Genomic DNA, 18,651 nt, shown 5'->3' with positions numbered 1-18,651 from the left:
ATCTGAATGGGATCATAGAAAAGTTGCGATATCCTCCAGCCGCCGTTTTTCCGTCGCATGCGCCGGAATGGTCGCGCCCGGACGGGGATAACCGACAACCATCATGATATAGGGTTTGTCCTGTGCGGGACGACCGCAAATCTCGTTCAGGAACCCCATGGGATTGGGTGTGTGGGTCAGCATGGCCAACCCGGCCTTGTGCAGCGCTGCGATGAGAAAGCCGGTTGCGATGTTGACCGATTCCGGCACGTAATAATTTTTGCGCAATACCCCGTCGGCAGAGCGGCTCTTTCGCTCGCCGAATATGCAGATGAGCCAGGGAGCGTCTTCGAGAAATGGTTTGCTGCTGTCGGTTCCCAGCGGTGCCAGGGCTTCGAGCCATTCTTCGCCGGCGCGGCCGGCATAGAAGGCCTGTTCCTCCTCTTCCGCAGCAATGCGGATCTGCCGCTTGATATCGGGATTGCCGATGACGGCAAAATGCCATGGCTGATGATTGGCACCATTGGGTGCCGTTCCCGCCGCAAGCAGGCAGCTTTCGATGATATCCCGAGGCACTGGCCTTGTATCGAAATCCCGCACGGTATGACGACGGCGAATTTCCCCGTAGAAATCAAGCGCATTGCGGCGCATGAGGTCGACGGGCAATTCCTGATAGTCAGGCAGGGGGATGGGTTGGTAGGCCGCTGGCTTGGTTTGGCTCATCGTAAAAATCCTCGCATATTGTCCGCTTATATTGTCAGACAATTTTCACGAAGCAATCCCTCTTCGTGTACGAGGCTGGCCTTTATTCTTAGTCAGCGGTGAAATGGTCGTCGGTCAGCGACTGTATGAGTGTGCGCGACGCTTCGATATGGTCGAGCATGATAGCCTCGGCGCGCTGCACCTGTCCGTCAAGAATGGCGCTCACCAATGCCTGATGCTGGGCATTGGAGTTCAACACCTCTTGGCGGTGAACCAGCATGCGGAACTGCAGCCAGTAGATGGAGTTGTTGAGGCGTCGAAGGGTCTCCGCCAGAAGCGCATTGCTGGCGCACGTCACGAACAAGCCGTGGAACTCTTGGTTCAGATCCGAGAATCGCTGCATGTCGCCGCCGGAAACCGCATCGTCCAGCCGCATCTGCAAGGTCTGGAGTTTTGCCGGCTCTGCCAGGATGGCGGGAGCGGCCAGACGAACCGCCAGGACCTCGAGCGCCCCGCGAACCTGAAACAGCTGATCCACGCCCTTGCGCGACAATTGTCTGACCGTGACCCCGCGATTGGGCTCGAAGGCCAGGAGACCGTCGGAAGCCAGGCGCTGAAAGGCTTCCCGGACCGTCGACCTCGATACACCGAGGCGTTGAGTGAATTCGCCTTCCGTCAGGCGCTGACCTGGCGCCAGATTGCCTGAGCGGACGCGCGCGGTAATGGCGGTGACCACGTTTTCAACGGTGGAAGCGTGTGCATGGTCACGCATGGTATGATGTTGCCCTCATGTCGTTGTCTGTACCGAGCCTGTGCCGGAGCGCATCGGAACCAGATTCTAACTCTGGCCTGCGCGACGCTTTCGGCGAAGGCTGAAAAACAGGATGATCGAGCCCTCGGCAATGAACAAGACGACGGATGCCCAGAAGCCGACATGGATTGGGTCGTAGGGGGTTCCGCGCAGCGCATAGCCAAGGCAGAGAAACGGCGTGTTCCACAGGAACGTGCCAACCGCTGTTGCCAGGGTGAATGCCCGCGGGTCCAGCCGCAGAACGCCAGCGGGCAGCGCGAGGTAAATACGGACGGTGGGAATGACCTGTCCGGTCAGGGTTACCCAGAAATGATTGCTGCGGTACGAATTGGTCAACCGCTCGTAGAAGGCCGGTTTGAGGAAAACGTAGCGGCCGTAACGTGCGACGATGGCCTTTGCTCGCTCCGGTCCGAGCAGCCATCCCAGCGCGAACCAGCCCAATGCCCCGGCGGCGGAGCCGATTGTCGTGACCAGAATCGCCAGACCCAGGCCGCTGCCATCGGGCACTGTCATGCCCAGAAGCATGAAGAGGACATAGGAGGGGATGACCGGGATGAACTTCTCAAGCAATGCCAGAGACCCAAAACCAACGAGACCAAAGCTCAGGAGTGTCGCGATGGTTGCGGGCGCTTCGGCGGCTATATTGGCTGCAGGCATTCAAGTTCACGATCTTTTATGCCGAGGTCGGCGGTGTAGTGTCTTTCCTCCAACACGGGCCTGTGAAAGGCCCTGTTGCGCCAGAACCTCTACGGCAATTGTAGCATAACTTCCAGAGCAATGTATTGGCGGTGACACGAGGCCACGGAGTGTCCCCGCCAAACAGCCGTGGATGGCCGGGGTTCTAGGGACGATCGATCTTCGGCCCGATATGCGCCGGAATCGGGCATTGATAGGGGCGTCCTTCGGTTTTTTCCAGCCACTCCGCTTTAGCCTGGGCCAGAAGACCGGGATTGAGAATGAGATCAAGGCCGGTCGAAGCCAGGGACTTTGCCGCATGGGCAAAAGCCTTGTGCGCTGCCGGGCTCCTGCCCTGCGCCACCACCTGCCAGGTGTGCGGGGCAGTACCGATGGCCCATGCGGGTGCCCAGCACTGTGCGGTCGGCGTGACCCAGCTGACGTCGCCGACGTCGGTCGAACCGGCGCGGAAATGCGATTCGCCTTCAAAGTCGCGCAGCCCGAGATGCAGCGGGCTGGAACCGTCAACCTTGCCGTTGAGGAACACGTCCTTCTTGATCTGATAGAGCCGGACGCTGCTTTTGATGGCCTCCGGTGTCAGCGTGTTCTGTATTTCCTGGGCAAAGGCGACATCCTTGTCGTCAAACGGCACCGGGCCAATATCGACCATATTGGCGTGGATCGCGCTTTCGAGGGTGATGTTCGGCAAAAGGTTTGTTGCCGCCCGGTCGAACACGATTTCGACCTCCGTATCCGTCATCATCGCTGCGCCTTTGGCGATCCGGTCAACGCGCGCCGCCAGATCAAGCGCCACAGGCAGTTCCGGCGCGCGCACGAGATAGAGCGCTTCCGTGCGGGATTGAACCACGTTGGCGGCTTTCCCGCCGGCATCCGTGATGGCGTAGTGAACACGGCAGTCCTGCGGCATGTGCTCACGCAGGAAATTGACGCCGACATTCATCAGTTCCAGCGCATCGAGCGCGCTGCGGCCGAGATGGGCGCCATTGGAAGCGTGCGCGGCCACACCCTTGAAACGATAGTAGATCTCCAGCACCGCCAGATTGTTGGTGGAGCGCACACCGTTGAACGGCGCAGGATGCCATGTCAGCGCGGTGTCCACATCGTCAAAGGCACCGGCGCGGGCCATGAATGTTTTTCCCGAGCCACCCTCTTCGCCGGGACAGCCGTAATAGCGGATGGTACCCGGCAATTTGTTCTCCGCCAGATGCTTCGCCAGAGCGACTGCGGCCAGCATCGAACCGGTGCCGAGCAGGTTGTGCCCGCATCCATGCCCGGTGCCCCCGGATTTCTCCGGTTGCTCGACGGCAATACCCGCCTTCTGGCTCAATCCGGCAAGGGCGTCGAATTCACCGAGAAAGGCGATGACCGGCTTGCCATGGCCGGACTCGCCGATGAAGGCGGTTTCGATATCGGCGATCTCACGCTCGATGCGAAAGCCGTGCTTCTCCAGCATGGCAATCTGCGTCTGCGCGGACTGGTGTTCCGAAAAGCTCAACTCCGCATAGTCCCAGATGGCGTCGCTCATTGCAGCAAATTCAGGCTGCAACCGGTCGACAGTTGCAGCAATGGCTGCAACAGTTTGCTTGGTGGTCATCATGTCTTCCCTTTGGTTGTTCAATGTCCGGGCACGAACGCCCGCAAACAAACCTTCGAATTAATCGTCGAGCGATACTTCCCAAACCCGTGCATTCGACTGCCATACGGGCGTGCCGTGCACCTTCTTCGACGCACCCCAGAGATCCATCAGGTCATAGAGAAAAATACCCGGCACATCCTGCAGCATCAGCTCGTGAAACTGGTCGAAGATGGCCTGACGCTTGCTTTGGTCGGCTTCCCGGTAGGCCGCATCCATCAGCTCGATCGCCTTGGGATTATCCCACATGAGAGAGGCGTTCTTGTCCTTGTTGCCGACATAGAAACTGTACATCAGCGCGGGATCGAGGCGCGGGGTCACCGACTGCGAGATCACCTGGTAGTTGCCGCTGCGGCGGCGGTCGACCTGGGTGGCGTAATCCAGAACTTCAATCTGCACGTTGAGGCCAACCTGCTGCATCATGGCCTGGGCAACCACGGCGACGGGATAGCTTGGAACATTGCCGCGCTTGTTGGCAATGATCTTGATGACTTCGCCCTTGTAGCCGGACTCAGCGAGCTCTTTCTTGGCCTTTTCAAGATCGGTGGCAATCCGCTTCTTCTGCACGTCGGAATAATAGATCGAGTCCAGCGACACCATGGACGCGTTCGCAGCGCCGGTGCCGTTGGAAACGGCCCCGACCAGATCGTCGAGATCGAGGGCTGCCGCCATGGCGCGGCGAACGCCTGCTTTGCTCAGCACCGGATCGCGGGTCTGGATGTAGAGAAGGTTCTTGCCGTTGTTGCGCTTCATGATCAGCTGGATCGCACCATTGTCCTTCAGTTCCGAGACGAGATCGGCGGGCACTTCCGCCGCATCCAGCGCGCCTGACAGCAGGCCTGCCTTGACCGTGGACGCATCGGGAACCGCCGTGAATTTTACGCCGTCCACCAGGGGGCGCTTGGAACCCACCATGCCATCCGGCTTGCCGTCGTTCGGCGGCGATACATACTGGTCGAATTTTGCCAGACGGACATACTCGCCGCGCTTCCATTCACCCCACTTGAAGGGGCCTGTGCCGATGGGAGCCACAAAACTGCCGTCGGCCGCCACCGACTTCGGGCTGATGATGCCGGTGTAGCCGCATTCCGGCCGCGCCATCAGGCCGAGGAACACCGCCGAAGGCGATGCTATCTTCATGGCGACGGTATGGGCGTCGACGGCCTCGATGCCGGTGACCTTGACGGTTCGGCTGCCGTCGAAATCGGCGCGGCAGGTCCACTTGGTGTCCTCTGCCATATAGCGGTTCCAGTTCCACACGACATCGGCGGCGGTCAGCGGGTCGCCATTGTGGAACTTTACATTGTCGCGCAACGGGAATGTATAGGTCAGACCGTCCGCCGACACATTGACGGATTGGGCGAGAAGCGGCTTCACATCGCCGTTCTCCGTATAGCCCACCAGCCCTTCGACCAGATGAAATATGACGGAGTCGGTGTTGCCGTCGCGGTTGACGCCGGGGACGTTGCTGCGAATATCCGAGCTTTGCGCGACATTGATGTCACGGGCCTGTGCGAGGCCGCCGGCCGTCATCAGGATTGTTCCTGCGAGAAGTATCTTTTTCATGTTCCACTCTTTTTCCATAGGTTCAGGCGTCCAGCCGCCATTTGAGTTTGACGCCGCCATTGTCGTTGAGATCCAGTGCGGGAATGGCTGAAAGCAGTTTGCGCGTATAGGCTTCCCTCGGGGTATCAAAGATTGCGTTCCGGTCGCCCTGCTCGATGATCCGGCCATCCTGCATGACGATCACCCGGTCGGCGATCTGCTCGACGACGCCGAGATCGTGGCTGATGAAGAGGCAGGAAAAGCCATAACGCTTCTGCAGGTTTGAAAAGAGGTCGAGAACCTGCGCGCGCACCGTCACGTCCAGGGCCGATACCGGTTCGTCGGCGATGAGGAATTTGGGTCGGCGCGCGATCGCCCGGGCGATGGCAACGCGCTGGCGCTGACCGCCGGAAAGCTGGTGCGGATAGCGGTCGGCAAAAGCCTCGCCGAGGCCGACCTCTTCGAGTGTCTCGGCAGCACGCTGCTTTTTTTCTGCCGCCGTCAGGTCGGGAATAAGCCGCAACGCTTCCTCGACAAGTGCCATGATGGTCATGCGCGGGTCGAGCGATGAATAGGGATCCTGAAAAACCATCTGGCAGTTCATGCGGTAGTTGAACCAGTCGTTGTCACGGCGCTTGCCGTGGAACAGGATATCGCCGCTGGTTTCCTTGACCAGTCCGGCGATGGTACGGCCGAGTGTGGTCTTCCCCGAGCCCGAGCCGCCGACCAAAGCCACCACCTCGCCGGGATGGATATCGATGCTGATGCCATGAAGGGCGCGTTTGGCAATGCCTTTCTTGAACAGGCTTTTGCGCCCGGCATAATCAACCACGATGTCGCGCGCTGAAACGATCGGGCTGACGCTCGTGTCGATGACACGCACGTCACCGCGGAACGGCAGGGAGGACAGCAGCTTGCGCGTATAGGGATGCTTCGGTCTTGAGAGGATTTCTTCCGTCGTCCCCTGTTCGACCACCACACCCCGTTCCATCACGACAAAACGATGGGTGTAGCGGGCGACCATCGGCAGATCGTGGCTGATCAGCAGGACGGCGGTCCCTTGCTCCTTGGTCAGTTCGACCATCAGCTCCATGACATCGCGCTGCACGACGGCATCCAGCGCGGTTGTCGGCTCGTCGGCAATCAGCAGCGCCGGTTTCAGGAGCATGACCGAAGCCAGCATGATGCGCTGGCGCATACCGCCGGAAAATTCGTGCGGATAGGCGGTCAATGCACCGGCCGGGTCCTTCAGGCCGACACGGGTCAGCATGTGCAGGATGTTGGTCCGGCGCATCTCGAGTGTCTGTTTGGTGTGGAGAACGAGCCCTTCTTCCAACTGGCGGCCAATGGTCATCGACGGATTGAGGGAGGTCATCGGTTCCTGAAAGACGACGCCGATTTCGCCGCCACGCAAACGCCGCAGCGTGCGGTCGCTGGCCTGAAGCGTATCCTGACCCTTGTAGACGATCGAGCCGCTGGCATGCCGGATGCCCGGCGCAATCAGTCCGATGATCGACCGTGTCGCCAGTGTCTTGCCCGACCCGGATTCGCCGACAATACCGACGATCTCTCCGGGGGAGACATCGAAGCTCACATCTTTGACGACGGCGCCGCCATTGTGGATGACTTCGAGTGTCAGCCCGCGAACGCTGAGAAGCGCGTTTTGATTGCTCATTTCAAACCTCTCATGCGGGGATCGAGCTTGTCACGCAGGGCATCCCCAAGCAGGTTGATACCGAGAAGGGTCAGCGCGATGCAAAGACCGGGAAAGAAGCCGAGCCAGGCTGCCTGTTCGATGAACGGCCGGCCGGCGGCAAGCATGTTGCCCCAGGTGGGTGCGGGTGGCGGCACGCCAAGGCCGAGGAAGCTCAGCGCACTTTCCGAAAGGATCGCCCAGCCGAACATGGATGTCCCCAGAACCGTAATCGGTGCCAGGCAATTGGGCAGGATGTGGCGGAGAATCGTATAGATTTCGCTGTTGCCCATGACCTTGGAGGCTTCGATGAACTCCCGTTCGCGCAGGGAAAGGACGGCACCGCGCACGATACGCGCCATCGACGGGGTATAGGCGATCCCAAGTGCGAAGATGATGCCGTACTGGTTGGCGCCGAAAACCGCGAGCAGTCCGAGGGCGAGAAGAATACCGGGAAAGGCCAGCAGGGCATTGTTGAACGCCATGATGACACCGTCGACCCAGCCGCGTGCATAACCGCTGATCAGGCCGATAAGGGTGCCGAAGAACACAGCAAAACAGACTGTGGCAAAGCCAATCCAGACACTGGCCTGTGCCCCGACCATCAGCCGGCTCAGGACATCCCGTCCGAACTCGTCGGTGCCGAGAAGATGCGCTGCACTCGGTGCGGCCAGACGCGCGGAAAAACTGAGCTTCATCGGATCGAACGGCGTCCAGAGCATGCCGATGGCCGCGACGATAAAGAGGAGGGTGATGATGGTGCCACCGATCACCCCGTTGAATGTAAGCTTTTTCATTCCGCCACCACCCGTGGATCAAAGAGTGGATAGAGAAGATCCACGACGAGGTTGACCAGAACATAGGCAACCGCAACCAGCAGGAGACAGCCCTGAATGACGGGATAATCGCGCTGGAAAATACTGTCGACGAGCAGGCGGCCGAGGCCCGGTATGGAGAAAACCGTTTCGATAACGGCAATACCGCCGAGCAGATTGCCAAGAATCAGGCCGATCATGGTCCAGGTCGGACCAAAGGCGTTCTTGAAGGCGTGACGCCACAGAACTGCCTGTTCCGACAGGCCCTTGGCACGGGCATGGGTGATGTAATCAAGGCGCAGGACTTCTAGCGTGGATGCGCGGGCCATGCGGATGATCACACCCATCTCGTGGATAAAGAGGGTGGCAACCGGTAGGGCCATGTAGATGAGCCCGGCCTTCCAGTCTGTCGTCACCGAGACGTAGCCGAGCACCGGCACCCAGCCGAGTTTCAGCCCGAAGAAAAGCAGCAGCAGCAGTCCGAGCCAGAATGTGGGAATGGACAGGAGAACCGTTGCCGTGCCGACCAGCGCCAGATCGGTGAGGCTGTTCTGTTTCCATGCCGCGATAACACCTGCCGGGACGGCGATCACGCTTGCAATCAGAACCGCCAGAACAACGATTTGCGCGCTGATGAAAAAACGTGAGAGCACGAGGTGCAGGACGGGCTCACCGGTAACGATGGACTTGCCGAAGTCGCCGTTGAACAAATGCCCCACCCAGATCATGAACTGCACCGGAATGCTCTGGTCGAGCCCCAGCGTGGAACGCAGGGCGGCGATCTGCTGCGGTTCGGCAAGATCCCCAAGCATCAGAGCTGCCGGATCGCCCGGGATGAGGCGGATAAGGGTGAACACTGCCACTGCCACGATGACAATCGTGGGCACAGCCATCAGCATTCGGCCGAGTATAAATTTGATCACGTGGTTCCCATTCTGCTCTTTTGGCTGCGCGGAAGTTCCCCGCAGTCATCTGGCCATTGTGCGCCGGACTATGAGCATATGTGAAAACCATGCGCAATATTATGAGTAAATGTCATAGTGCTATGCAAGCGGGTACTTGCGTGACAGGTATGCGCGCGCCCATGTCCGGCGGAAAGCCATCTGTTCAGCTTTGCGGGCCCTCGACGTTGAGAAGCCTTTGCTTCATCCGCCTGCTGAGCGCTTCGGCAGCGATGGACAGCGGAACGCCAGCCGCCTTGGCAAGGCCGAAACTCTGCGTGAGCGGCGGATCGAAGGGCCGTATGACGATCCTTGTATCCTTGGTCAGGTGCGCGAAGAAGCTGCTGATGATGGCTATCCCAAGCCCATGCGCGGCATAGGAAAAGGCAGAATTGTTGCTGTGCGTTTCAATCTTGACGGTCTGCGACACGCCGGCCTGGCGAAAAATCTCATCGAGTTTCATGCGGGTGGGCCTGTTGCGGCCGGTCAGAATCAACGGAATATTGCGTAAATCCCTGGGTGTGACGATGTCCAGGGCGGCGAGGGGATGATCGGCGGGAATGACGCACACCTTTCGGCCGCTCACGACCACCTCAAGCTCGACGCTGGTGCTCTGCTGTCCTTCATAGCGCAGGAAACCGAAATCCACGATGCGCTGTTCGATCAGGCGGGTGATGGCGCCCGACGTGTCGAAGAACGTTTCTATGCGCACCCGCGGAAAATCCCTGTCGAAATCCGCGAGAAGATCCGGGGTAAACTGGTCGGCAAGGCTGTTTGGGAGGGCGATGCGCACCGATTCCGGCCCGACGGCCCCGCTGCGCAGGTCCTGCGCAAGGTTGGTGAAGCGGTCTATTCCGGCAAGGACAAGTTCGGCGTCATAGGCGAGCTTTTCCGCCTCCGGTGTCGGGATCAGCCTGCCCTTGTCCCGTGCAAACAGCTGCATTGAAAGGTTGGCCTCAAGCTGCTGCAGCAGGCGGCTGACGCCCGACTGGCTCAGGCCCATGGCCCGCGCCGTTGCAATTGTGGAGCCGGTAACGAGCAGGGTGCGCAGGACTTCGAGCTGCCGGACATTCATTGGGTTCTCACAGATCTCATGGACAGGGCGATTGTGTCTCGATTCGATGGAATAGGCCGAGCCTCGTCGAAGCTAAACTGTTAATTTTGCGTAAACAATCCGTCATGTGCCTTCAAAATGTCCCATTGGGAGGTGAATTGTGAATGGTCTGTCACTTGCGCATTCCGGCACGCCTTCACATGTGTTGCTTCAGGTATATCGAATGAGATCGCCCTGCGATACCTTCTGTAACCTGTTGCTGAATTTGTGGGCTGGAGGATCGATTGCGGTGCACCGGTTACAATTTGAGAAGGAGAGTATGATGAAGAAGACACTTGCTATGGCACTTGCGACCACGTCGTTGGCAATTGCTGGTGCAACGGTCGCTGTTGCAGCCGATATGCCGGCGACCTACCAGGAGCCAGACGCGCGCAACGGCGTGAGGATCGGCTATCTCACCTGCGATATCGATGGCGGCGTCGGCTACGTGCTTGGTTCGGCCAAGGAAGTCGATTGTGTCTTCCGTTCCACAGTCGGCCGTGAGCGTTCGGATCACTATACCGGCGCGATCAAGAAGCTGGGTGTCGATCTCGGGTTTACAACACGCAGCCGCCTCGTCTGGGCTGTGTTTGCACCGACCGCTGGTTATCACCAGGGTTCGCTGAGCGGCGTTTATCGCGGTGCAACAGCGGAAGCCACACTCGGCGCCGGTATCGGCACCAATGTGCTGTTCGGCGGTACTGCAGGCTCCGTTCACCTGCAGGCAATCAGCGTCACGGGCCAGATCGGTCTGAACATTGCTGCCACCGGCACGTCGATGACGCTTGCGTCGGCCAACTAAGACCGGCTGCTTTTCCTCGCGCCGCGGTGCGAGGGTTGCATTGGAGTGGGCACCGCTGAACAGGTTTCGGCGGTGCCCATTTCCGTTTGGGGAACCGTTGAAAGCTGTTCGGTGGTGCTCGTCATGAAATTCCGGCGCTTTCCGGTTTCGCGCGGGAAAGCGTCGTATCATCGGAAGAACAGCATGCGGCATCGCACTTATCTGTTACAATGACACGCGGTCGATCTGTCCATCGTTGACCAGGTTTCAAGGAGTACGACATGCCCAGGAAGAGACCGGAGGGTATTGAACGCTACAATGCACCGGCAGGCGGTTGGGGTGCATTGAAGGCGGTGGCGGAGAGTCTTGCCCGGCAGAAGATTGTTGCCCAGGGAGCGGCGACCCTGCTGAAAGCCAACCAGCCGGATGGGTTTGATTGTCCCGGTTGTGCCTGGCCGGACCCGAAACACACCTCTTCTTTCGAATTCTGCGAAAACGGTGCAAAGGCCGTCACTTGGGAATCGACCGCCAAGCGTATCGGGCCCACCTTCTTTGCATCGCATACGGTTTCAGAATTGTGGAACTGGTCGGATCATGATCTGGAAGATGAGGGGCGCTTGACCGACCCGCTGATTTACGATGCGGCGGCTGACACCTATGTGCCCATTGAGTGGGACAGGGCTTTCGCGCTTATCGGAGCGGAATTGAACGCTCTGCCTGATCCCAACATGGCCGAGTTTTATACCTCCGGCAGAGCCTCGAACGAGGCCGCGTTCCTGTTCCAGCTGTTCGTGAGGGCCTATGGGACCAATAATTTTCCCGACTGCTCGAACATGTGCCACGAGGCGACAAGCGTGGGTCTGCCGCACTCGATCGGCGTCGGCAAGGGAACCGTAACCCTGGAAGACTTCGATCATGCCGACGCCATCTTCAGCTTCGGCCACAATCCCGGCACCAACCATCCGCGCATGATGGCGACCTTGCGCGATGTGGCGCGGCGCGGCGCGCCCATCATTGTTTTCAACCCGCTGAAGGAGCGGGCGCTCGAGCGCTTTGCCTCGCCGCAAAGCCCGGTCGAAATGGCCACGCTCGGTTCGACGGATATTGCGTCGGCTTATCATCAGGTTCGCATTGGCGGCGACGTCGCGGTGCTCAAGGGCATGATGAAAAGGGTTTTCGAGCTTGACCGGCGCGATCTGGAGCGCGGTGGAAAGGGAATCCTCGACCGCGATTTTATTGCCGACCATACGTCAGGCATCGACGCTCTGAGAGAGGACATCGACGCGACACGCTGGGAGGACATCGAGATCATGTCGGGCCTTACCCGCAATGCGATCGAAAGTGCGGGCGATGTCTATGCAAAATCCAAGAATGTCATCCTGTGCTACGGCATGGGCATCACCCAGCACCGGAATGGCACGGCAAACGTTCAGCAGATTGCCAACTTCCTGATGCTGCGCGGCAATATCGGCCGGGAAGGCGCAGGCATATGCCCTTTGCGCGGTCATTCCAATGTGCAGGGCGACCGCACGGTCGGCATTACCGAAATTCCCAATGCCGCCCTCATCGACGGCATGGAGCGGGCGTTCGGTTTCCGGCCGTCCGCCGCCAAGGGGCACAATGCCATCGAAGCGATAGAGGCAATCATCGACGGCAGGTCCAAGGCGCTCGTCTGTCTCGGCGGGAATCTGGCTGTCGCCATGTCTGATCCCGATGCAACGTTTGCAGGGATGCGCAAGCTTGATCTTGCCGTGCACCTGACGACCAAGTTCAACCGTTCGCATCTGCTGACGGCCAAGACCACCATCGTCCTGCCCGTTCTCGGGCGCACCGACGCCGATGTTCAGGCCACAGGCCGGCAATCCGTGACCGTTGAAGATTCCATGTCGATGGTGCATGCCTCGCGCGGCTTTCTCAATCCGCCCAGCGGCGATCTGCGGTCGGAACCCGCTATCATCGCGGGTATGGCAAAGGCGACTTTGGGTGACCGTTACGGCATCGAATGGGACGCCATGATCGCGGATTACAGCCGGATCCGCGACAAGATTGAAGTTGTTTTCCCTGACTTCAAGGATTTTAATGCGCGTATCCGGGAGCCGGGCGGGTTTCGCCTGAGCGTACCCGCCTCGCATCGCGAATGGAAAACACCGAACCAGAAAGCCTGTTTCCTGGTGGCGAAAGGCTTGAGCGAGGATCCGCGTGTTCTGGAACCCAATGTACTGACGCTGACGACGATCCGCAGCCATGACCAGTACAACACGACGATCTATGGCATGGATGACCGGTATCGTGGCGTGTTCGGGCGGCGGGATGTGATTTTTCTGAATGCCAAAGACCTGGCCGAACGCGGCTTGGCCGATGGTGATACGCTCGATGTTGAAGCAGCGCGCGATCACGCCGATCCTGACGACCGACCGCGCCGGGTCAAGCGGTTGACCGCCGTGGCGTATAATATTCCCCGCGGCTCAGCCGCCGGGTACTATCCCGAACTGAACACGCTGGTCGCCCTGTCCCACTATGACCAGCAGTCGGGAACGCCGTCTTTCAAATCGATTCCCATCCGGATCACCCGCGCCGCGTGATCGATGGGCAGAGGGCGATACGTCAGCGGCGCGTTGACGCCGCTGAGGCGACAGCTGTCAGCCAGGCAGAAAAATAGTCCGGCCACACGCCGGTCGGCGTATCCTTCTCGCCCATGCCGAAACCGTGACCACCGCTGGCCAGTTGGTGCAGTTCCACGGGTACGCCCGCCCGCTTGCAGGCATCTGCCATGATGCGGGTATTTGCCGGGTCGGAAATGGGGTCATCCTGTGCCTGAACAAGGAACATGGGAGGGCACCCGCTGCGAACATGGGTTTGAACCGACCAGTCCGCACTCCGTTCCGGGCTTGGATGCGTGCCAATCAGGATGCGCCGTGTCGAGGTGTGGTCATAGGGCGGCTCCAGCGTAATGATGGGATAGATCAGCGCAGAAAACGACGGCCGGGCAGACAGGCCGTCCGCCGCATCGATCCGCTCATAGGAAGGGAAAGCCGAGCGGACGGAAGCCATTCCAAGCAGATGCCCGCCGGCAGAAAACCCGAGCACGCCAAGGCGTTCCGGATCGATCTCGAAGCGGCTGGCGTTCTGGCGGATCAAGCGCAAAGCACGTTGCGCATCCTGCAACGGCGCCAGCGGACCGGCATTCCATCCTTCTCCGGGCAGCCTGTAGGTCAGGGTGAAGACGGTAAAACCCCGGTCGGTCAGCCAGCGGGCTGCCGAAAGAGCCTCCTTCTTCATTTCGATGCGTTTGTAGCCGCCGCCCGCTGCTACGAGAACCGCTGCGCCATTCGGCTTTGCCGGCTGGAAAACCTCCATCGACGGGGCTGCGATATTGCTGACCGCCCCTTTGGCGCTGATAGTGATTGGTCCTGCCGGACCGCCGCCGCCGGGCGGCGTTGCGGGCCAGAGCGGAATGACCGTGTCGGCTGTGCTGGCAAAGAGTTTTGCCGGGTATGCGGCGATACCAAGTGCAGCCAATACCGTTCGACGGGTCACCATCATTTGCTTCCCTGCGATTTACCTTTGAGCCTTTGGTGCCTGGCCCTGGTCGCAAAGCCTCTGGATCGACTCCGTCAAAGCCAGAACTTCCTTGTCCTTGAGAAGATCGATCTTCTGGTGAAGCAGCTCCATCTTCTCGTGCAGCAATTCGATTTCCAGCTCGGCTTTGATGTTGATGCGGTAATCATGCTCGGCTTCTTTCCGGTCAATATCCTGCTGCCGGTTCTGGCTCATCATGATGAAGGGCGCCGCATAGGCCGCCTGAAAGGAGAGTGCAAGATTGAGGAGAATGAACGGATAGGGGTCCCAATGCTGGATATAGGCGGTGACGTTCAATACGATCCAGAAGAACAGGATCGTGGTCTGGATGATGATGAAACTCCATGAGCCCATCGTCGCAGCCACCTGATCGGCAATTCTCTGGCCGCTGGTCAACCCGTCGCCGGGTTTTTCCGGCTTGAGGCCCCTGTCCCGGCGGCGGACCGTTCGCAAATGATGCAGCAACGCCCGTTCAGTTTCCCAAAGGCCTCTGTGTTCAGTGTCCGTTTGTGTCATCGCGTCGTTCCTTGTGGCTCATGAGGTGACACTGCCTAACAAACGCTGTCCAGGCAACGCCAGTTGCACGCAGAAACCGTTTTCGACGGCGGGGAAGGTGAGTTCCCCGCCATGCGCCTTGGCAACCTCCGCCGCAATCGCCAGCCCCAGGCCGGAACCGGGTGCGGGACCGGACCCGACTTCGAAGGGTTCAAGGAGCCGTGCCTGTTCTGTGCTCGAAATGCCAGGGCCGTCGTCAATCACGTTGATCCATGCCTTGCTTTCATCGCGGCCGAGCTCCACAGAAAGACGCGTTGATGCGCCATGGATCAGGGCATTCTGGATCAGATTGGTCAGCGCCTCGCGGATGCTGATCATATCGCCCTGGATATGCAGCTCTGCCGGGCAGGGTAAGAAGGCGATTGTCACTTCCCGTTCCAGTGACAACGGGACGGCCTGAGCCAGCGTGGTTTTCGCCAATGCATTCAGATCGATCGTTGTGAAGCCAACGGTGCCGGCACGATGAATGACCATGGCGTGGTCGAGAAGCTGGCCAGTGAGATTGCCGAGCGCGTTCACCTTTGCGCCGAGTTTCTGAATCTGATCCTGCAGTTTTGGGTCGGCATCGTTCGACAGGATTTCCACCTGTGCATTGAGTTCGGCCAAAGGCGTGCGCATCTGATGGGCGGCATCGGCGATAAAACGCTGCATCAGCGCTATGCGATCGGCAAGTCGGCGCATGAAGTCATCAAGGACGCTGACCAATGCCCGGATTTCATAGGGCGGCGTAACGCGTATGGCGCGCAGATCGTCGGGCTTGCGCGCTGCGATTTCCCGTTCGATACGCGTCAGCGGTTTCAAAGCAATGCGCACGGAAATGGCGCCAGCGATCAGGGCAAGAAGGCTCATGATCGCGATCATGCCGACCGCCTTGCCGGCAAGATCCCAGGCGAGGGATTCCCGCGCCCGCAGGGTTTGCGCCACGACGATTTCCACCCAGCCAGTGCCGGAGCCGGTGTCAATCTGCTTGCCGATCGCCGCAACGCGGACCGACTGCCCCTGATAGTTGTCGTCGGCAAGGACCACGCCTTTGCGAATGTTTTCCGATGAAATTTTCGGCGCGAGATCGCCATAGCCAGCGACAACGACGCCGCGCGGATCGGTCACCCGGTAAAAGACCAGATCATAGGCCGACAGGGTCGCAAACGCGGCCGCTGGCGGGTCGAGGGTTACAACCCCGCCCTGCATGTAGACGTTTTCCGCAACCTGTATTGTCCCGCCAATCAAAAGCTTGTCATAGGCATCACGCGCGGCAATGCCGGCATATTGCCAGGCGGCAAGAGCAAGGACGACCGCACCGACACCGAGAATGAGCGCAATGAAGACGATGATCCGGATGTGCAGGGAGTAGCGGATATCATTTGCTTGCAAGTTGATAGCCCAGCCCGCGCGAGGTGCGAATCTCGATTGAAGTATCCGCCAGCTTGCGCCGCAGCCGCGTCACATATTGCTCGACGGCATTGGCGCTCGGCTCCTGGTCGAAGTTGAAAAGCTGCTCCACCAGTTCCTCCTTGGAGACGAAGCGCTTGGGCCGTGCCGCCAGAATCTCGAGAACAATCAATTCACGCCGGGTCAGGTCAAGAGCGGTATCGGCAACGCTGGCCGTGCGCCCGGCCCGGTCGATGACGAGGTCCCCGAAGCGCAGGGCATTGTCGGACATGCCGGCGCTCCGGCGCAGCAGTGCGCGGGCGCGTGCTTCCAGCTCGCGAAAATCGAACGGCTTGGTCAGATAATCGTCGGCACCAAGATCAAGGACGTCGACGCGGTCATCGACCGCCGATCGTGCGGTCAGGACCAGAACGGGCGTCTTGTCCTTGCGGCCGCGCAGCCCTTTGAGAATCTCGAAACCATCGGCGCCGGGCAGCATCATGTCGAGGATGATGAGATCATAATCCTGCACCCGCAGCACTTCGCTGGCGGTCCGGCCATCGGTTTCGCAATCAACGGCATGGCCGATTTTTTCAAAGCGCTGGGCAATCGCCTTGGCGATATCGGGCATGTCTTCCACGACAAGAATGCGCAAATCGTGCCCCCGAAACGTGAGTCAGGTATGTGTCAGTTACCGCAAGTACAGTCGAGGTGGGAGTTTTGTCAACGTTACGGCGTTGCGCAAAAGAGACGACGCATTGGGAGGAAGTATGACTTTGCATCAGTCCTTTGATGCTCGCGGCGCATTATTGAGCGTCGAGGGCGTCACACTGCAATACAAGACGGAAGATGCGCTGGTGACCGCCACGCATCGCGTCGATTTTCAGGTTTTTCAATCCGACCGCTTTGTTCTTCTCGGACCGTCAGGCTGCGGCAAGTCGACCTTGCTCAAGGCCATCGGCGGCTATCTCACGCCGACCGAAGGGCAGATCACGCTCAAGGGCAAGGAAGTCACCGAACCCGGCCCTGACCGGATGATGGTCTTTCAGGAGTTCGACCAGCTTCTGCCGTGGAAGACGGTCGGTGAAAATGTCGTCTTCGCCCTCACCGCCAGCGGGCGGGCAAAGCCGGCAGAGGCACGCGAACGCGCCCGCAGTTACATCGACAAGGTTGGCCTGACCAAATTCATCGACAGCTACCCCCATATGCTGTCCGGCGGCATGAAGCAGCGTGTGGCCATCGCGCGCGGCATGGCCATGGAGCCGGATGTGCTTCTGATGGATGAGCCCTTTGCAGCGCTCGACGCGCTGACGCGCCGCAAGATGCAGGATGAATTGCTGCAACTCTGGGACGATACGCATTTCACCGTCCTGTTCGTGACCCACTCCATCGAGGAGGCCATCCGCATCGGCACGCGCATTCTGCTCCTTTCACCCCATCCGGGCCAGGTGAAGGCCGAGCTGAACAGCATACCGCCCAGCGAGCTTGGAACCGGTACGCAGGCGGCGCTCGAAACCCGCATCAACGACATGTTGTTCGCCAGTTGAGATTGGAAGATTCGATGACTGAAGTTCTCTACACACGTCCGGAGATTGTGCGCGGCGACGGCAAGAAGGATTTCCTGCAGGTCGAGAAGACGCTCTCTGCCTTTGAACGCATCTATCGCATCGGTGCGGTGCGAAAAGCCTTTATCCTGTTCGTTCTTGCTGCCGCCTGGGAGATTTACGGGCGTTGGCTGGGCAATCCATTGCTGTTTCCAAGCTTCTCTCAGACCTTCGCGGCTTTCAGCTCCAACATTGCCGACGGAACCATTCCGGCCAGGGCGCTGGCATCCATCAAAACGCTGCTCATCGGCTATGGCATCGGCATCGTGCTGGCCTCGCTCCTGACCACGCTCGCCATCGGGTCGCGCATTGGTGCCGACCTGCTGGAAACACTGACCTCCATGTTCAATCCGCTCCCGGCCATTGCATTGCTGCCATTGGCGCTGATCTGGTTCGGCCTGGGGCAGGGAAGCGTGATCTTCGTGCTGGTGCACTCGGTACTCTGGGCCATCGCCCTGAATACCCATGCCGGTTTCCGGTCGGTTTCCAACACGATGCGGATGGTCGGCCTGAATTACGGCCTGCGCGGCCTCAAGCTGGTCCGTCATATCCTGATACCCGCCGCCTTTCCGTCCATTCTGACGGGGTTGAAAGTCGGCTGGGCCTTCGCATGGCGCACGCTGATCGCCGCTGAACTGGTATTTGGCGTATCGTCCGGCTCCGGCGGCCTTGGCTGGTTCATCTTCGAAAACCGCAACCAGCTGGAAACCGCCAACGTCTTTGCAGGCTTGTTCACGGTTATTTTGATCGGCCTTGCCGTCGAGAACCTGATCTTTGCCACGATTGAAAAGAAAACCATTCGCCGCTGGGGAATGCAGGCCTGAGTTTGAACCGCCGGGAACCGGTATGTATAAAG

Annotated in this window: 17 protein-coding genes; 4 read left to right on the top strand and 13 right to left on the bottom strand. The window is 59.5% G+C overall.

What is annotated here, in order from left to right:
* Window positions 1-12: 12 nt before the first annotated feature.
* The 9 genes from ACP7B1_RS22325 to ACP7B1_RS22285 form a co-directional block, all read right to left on the bottom strand.
* A complete protein-coding gene (locus ACP7B1_RS22325; protein WP_346307160.1) occupies window positions 13-702 on the bottom strand; it encodes a nitroreductase family protein in 690 nt (229 codons plus the stop codon).
* 88 nt (window positions 703-790) lie between these two features.
* Window positions 791-1,453 (bottom strand): GntR family transcriptional regulator, encoded by a 663-nt coding sequence (locus ACP7B1_RS22320; protein WP_346307159.1) that lies wholly within the window; start codon window positions 1,451-1,453, stop codon window positions 791-793.
* A gap of 66 nt (window positions 1,454-1,519) precedes the next feature.
* Window positions 1,520-2,149: a DedA family protein gene (locus tag ACP7B1_RS22315; protein WP_426137262.1), complete on the bottom strand. Its 630-nt coding sequence runs from the start codon at window positions 2,147-2,149 to the stop codon at window positions 1,520-1,522.
* A 184-nt stretch (window positions 2,150-2,333) separates the two neighbouring features.
* Window positions 2,334-3,782, bottom strand: a complete 1,449-nt coding sequence (locus ACP7B1_RS22310; RefSeq protein ID WP_346305840.1) for a M20 family metallopeptidase — start codon at window positions 3,780-3,782, stop codon at window positions 2,334-2,336.
* Window positions 3,783-3,842: 60 nt separating this feature from the next.
* The gene (locus ACP7B1_RS22305) at window positions 3,843-5,387 is read right to left on the bottom strand and encodes an ABC transporter substrate-binding protein (protein WP_346305841.1); all 1,545 of its coding nucleotides are present in this window, start codon (window positions 5,385-5,387) and stop codon (window positions 3,843-3,845) included.
* 22 nt (window positions 5,388-5,409) lie between these two features.
* A complete protein-coding gene (locus tag ACP7B1_RS22300) occupies window positions 5,410-7,041 on the bottom strand; it encodes an ABC transporter ATP-binding protein (RefSeq protein ID WP_426137261.1) in 1,632 nt (543 codons plus the stop codon).
* Complete coding sequence (locus tag ACP7B1_RS22295) at window positions 7,038-7,856, bottom strand: ABC transporter permease (protein ID WP_223614683.1); 819 nt, start codon at window positions 7,854-7,856, stop codon at window positions 7,038-7,040. The genes ACP7B1_RS22300 and ACP7B1_RS22295 overlap by 4 nt, the downstream gene beginning before the upstream one ends.
* Window positions 7,853-8,797 (bottom strand): ABC transporter permease, encoded by a 945-nt coding sequence (locus ACP7B1_RS22290; protein ID WP_223614684.1) that lies wholly within the window; start codon window positions 8,795-8,797, stop codon window positions 7,853-7,855. The genes ACP7B1_RS22295 and ACP7B1_RS22290 overlap by 4 nt, the downstream gene beginning before the upstream one ends.
* Window positions 8,798-8,981: 184 nt before the next feature.
* The gene (locus ACP7B1_RS22285; protein WP_346305842.1) at window positions 8,982-9,890 is read right to left on the bottom strand and encodes a LysR family transcriptional regulator; all 909 of its coding nucleotides are present in this window, start codon (window positions 9,888-9,890) and stop codon (window positions 8,982-8,984) included.
* 301 nt (window positions 9,891-10,191) lie between these two features.
* Here ACP7B1_RS22285 and ACP7B1_RS22280 point away from each other — a divergent pair, with 301 nt between their 5' ends.
* Together ACP7B1_RS22280 and ACP7B1_RS22275 are read left to right on the top strand one after the other, a co-directional pair.
* Window positions 10,192-10,710 (top strand): DUF992 domain-containing protein, encoded by a 519-nt coding sequence (locus ACP7B1_RS22280; protein ID WP_105733844.1) that lies wholly within the window; start codon window positions 10,192-10,194, stop codon window positions 10,708-10,710.
* A 260-nt stretch (window positions 10,711-10,970) separates the two neighbouring features.
* Entirely contained in the window at window positions 10,971-13,271 is a 2,301-nt protein-coding gene (locus ACP7B1_RS22275; protein WP_346305843.1) for an FdhF/YdeP family oxidoreductase, read from the top strand.
* Between the two features lie 22 nt (window positions 13,272-13,293).
* Here the strand turns inward: ACP7B1_RS22275 and ACP7B1_RS22270 are convergent, their stop codons facing one another.
* Genes ACP7B1_RS22270 through ACP7B1_RS22255 form a run of 4 tightly spaced genes read right to left on the bottom strand, consistent with a single transcriptional unit; the run spans window position 13,294 to window position 16,846 of the window.
* Complete coding sequence (locus tag ACP7B1_RS22270) at window positions 13,294-14,229, bottom strand: alpha/beta hydrolase (protein WP_346305844.1); 936 nt, start codon at window positions 14,227-14,229, stop codon at window positions 13,294-13,296.
* An 18-nt stretch (window positions 14,230-14,247) separates the two neighbouring features.
* Window positions 14,248-14,784, bottom strand: coding sequence for a DUF1003 domain-containing protein (locus tag ACP7B1_RS22265; RefSeq protein WP_346305845.1), 537 nt, complete (start codon window positions 14,782-14,784; stop codon window positions 14,248-14,250).
* An 18-nt stretch (window positions 14,785-14,802) separates the two neighbouring features.
* Window positions 14,803-16,194, bottom strand: coding sequence for a sensor histidine kinase (locus ACP7B1_RS22260; protein ID WP_426137260.1), 1,392 nt, complete (start codon window positions 16,192-16,194; stop codon window positions 14,803-14,805).
* A complete protein-coding gene (locus tag ACP7B1_RS22255) occupies window positions 16,181-16,846 on the bottom strand; it encodes a response regulator transcription factor (protein WP_403181881.1) in 666 nt (221 codons plus the stop codon). The genes ACP7B1_RS22260 and ACP7B1_RS22255 overlap by 14 nt, the downstream gene beginning before the upstream one ends.
* Window positions 16,847-16,961: 115 nt before the next feature.
* On the opposite strand from ACP7B1_RS22255, the gene ACP7B1_RS22250 reads away from it, so the two are divergent.
* Window positions 16,962-17,738: an ABC transporter ATP-binding protein gene (locus ACP7B1_RS22250; protein ID WP_105733316.1), complete on the top strand. Its 777-nt coding sequence runs from the start codon at window positions 16,962-16,964 to the stop codon at window positions 17,736-17,738.
* 14 nt (window positions 17,739-17,752) lie between these two features.
* A complete protein-coding gene (locus tag ACP7B1_RS22245) occupies window positions 17,753-18,619 on the top strand; it encodes an ABC transporter permease (protein ID WP_223614693.1) in 867 nt (288 codons plus the stop codon).
* The last annotated feature ends 32 nt before the right edge of the window (window positions 18,620-18,651 follow it).

It is taken from the genome of Phyllobacterium sp. SL163 (genome assembly GCF_049896885.1).
Classification (GTDB): domain Bacteria; phylum Pseudomonadota; class Alphaproteobacteria; order Rhizobiales; family Rhizobiaceae; genus Phyllobacterium; species Phyllobacterium calauticae.
Note: the sequence above shows the minus strand (reverse complement) of the source record. Positions and strands in the feature narration are given on the sequence as shown.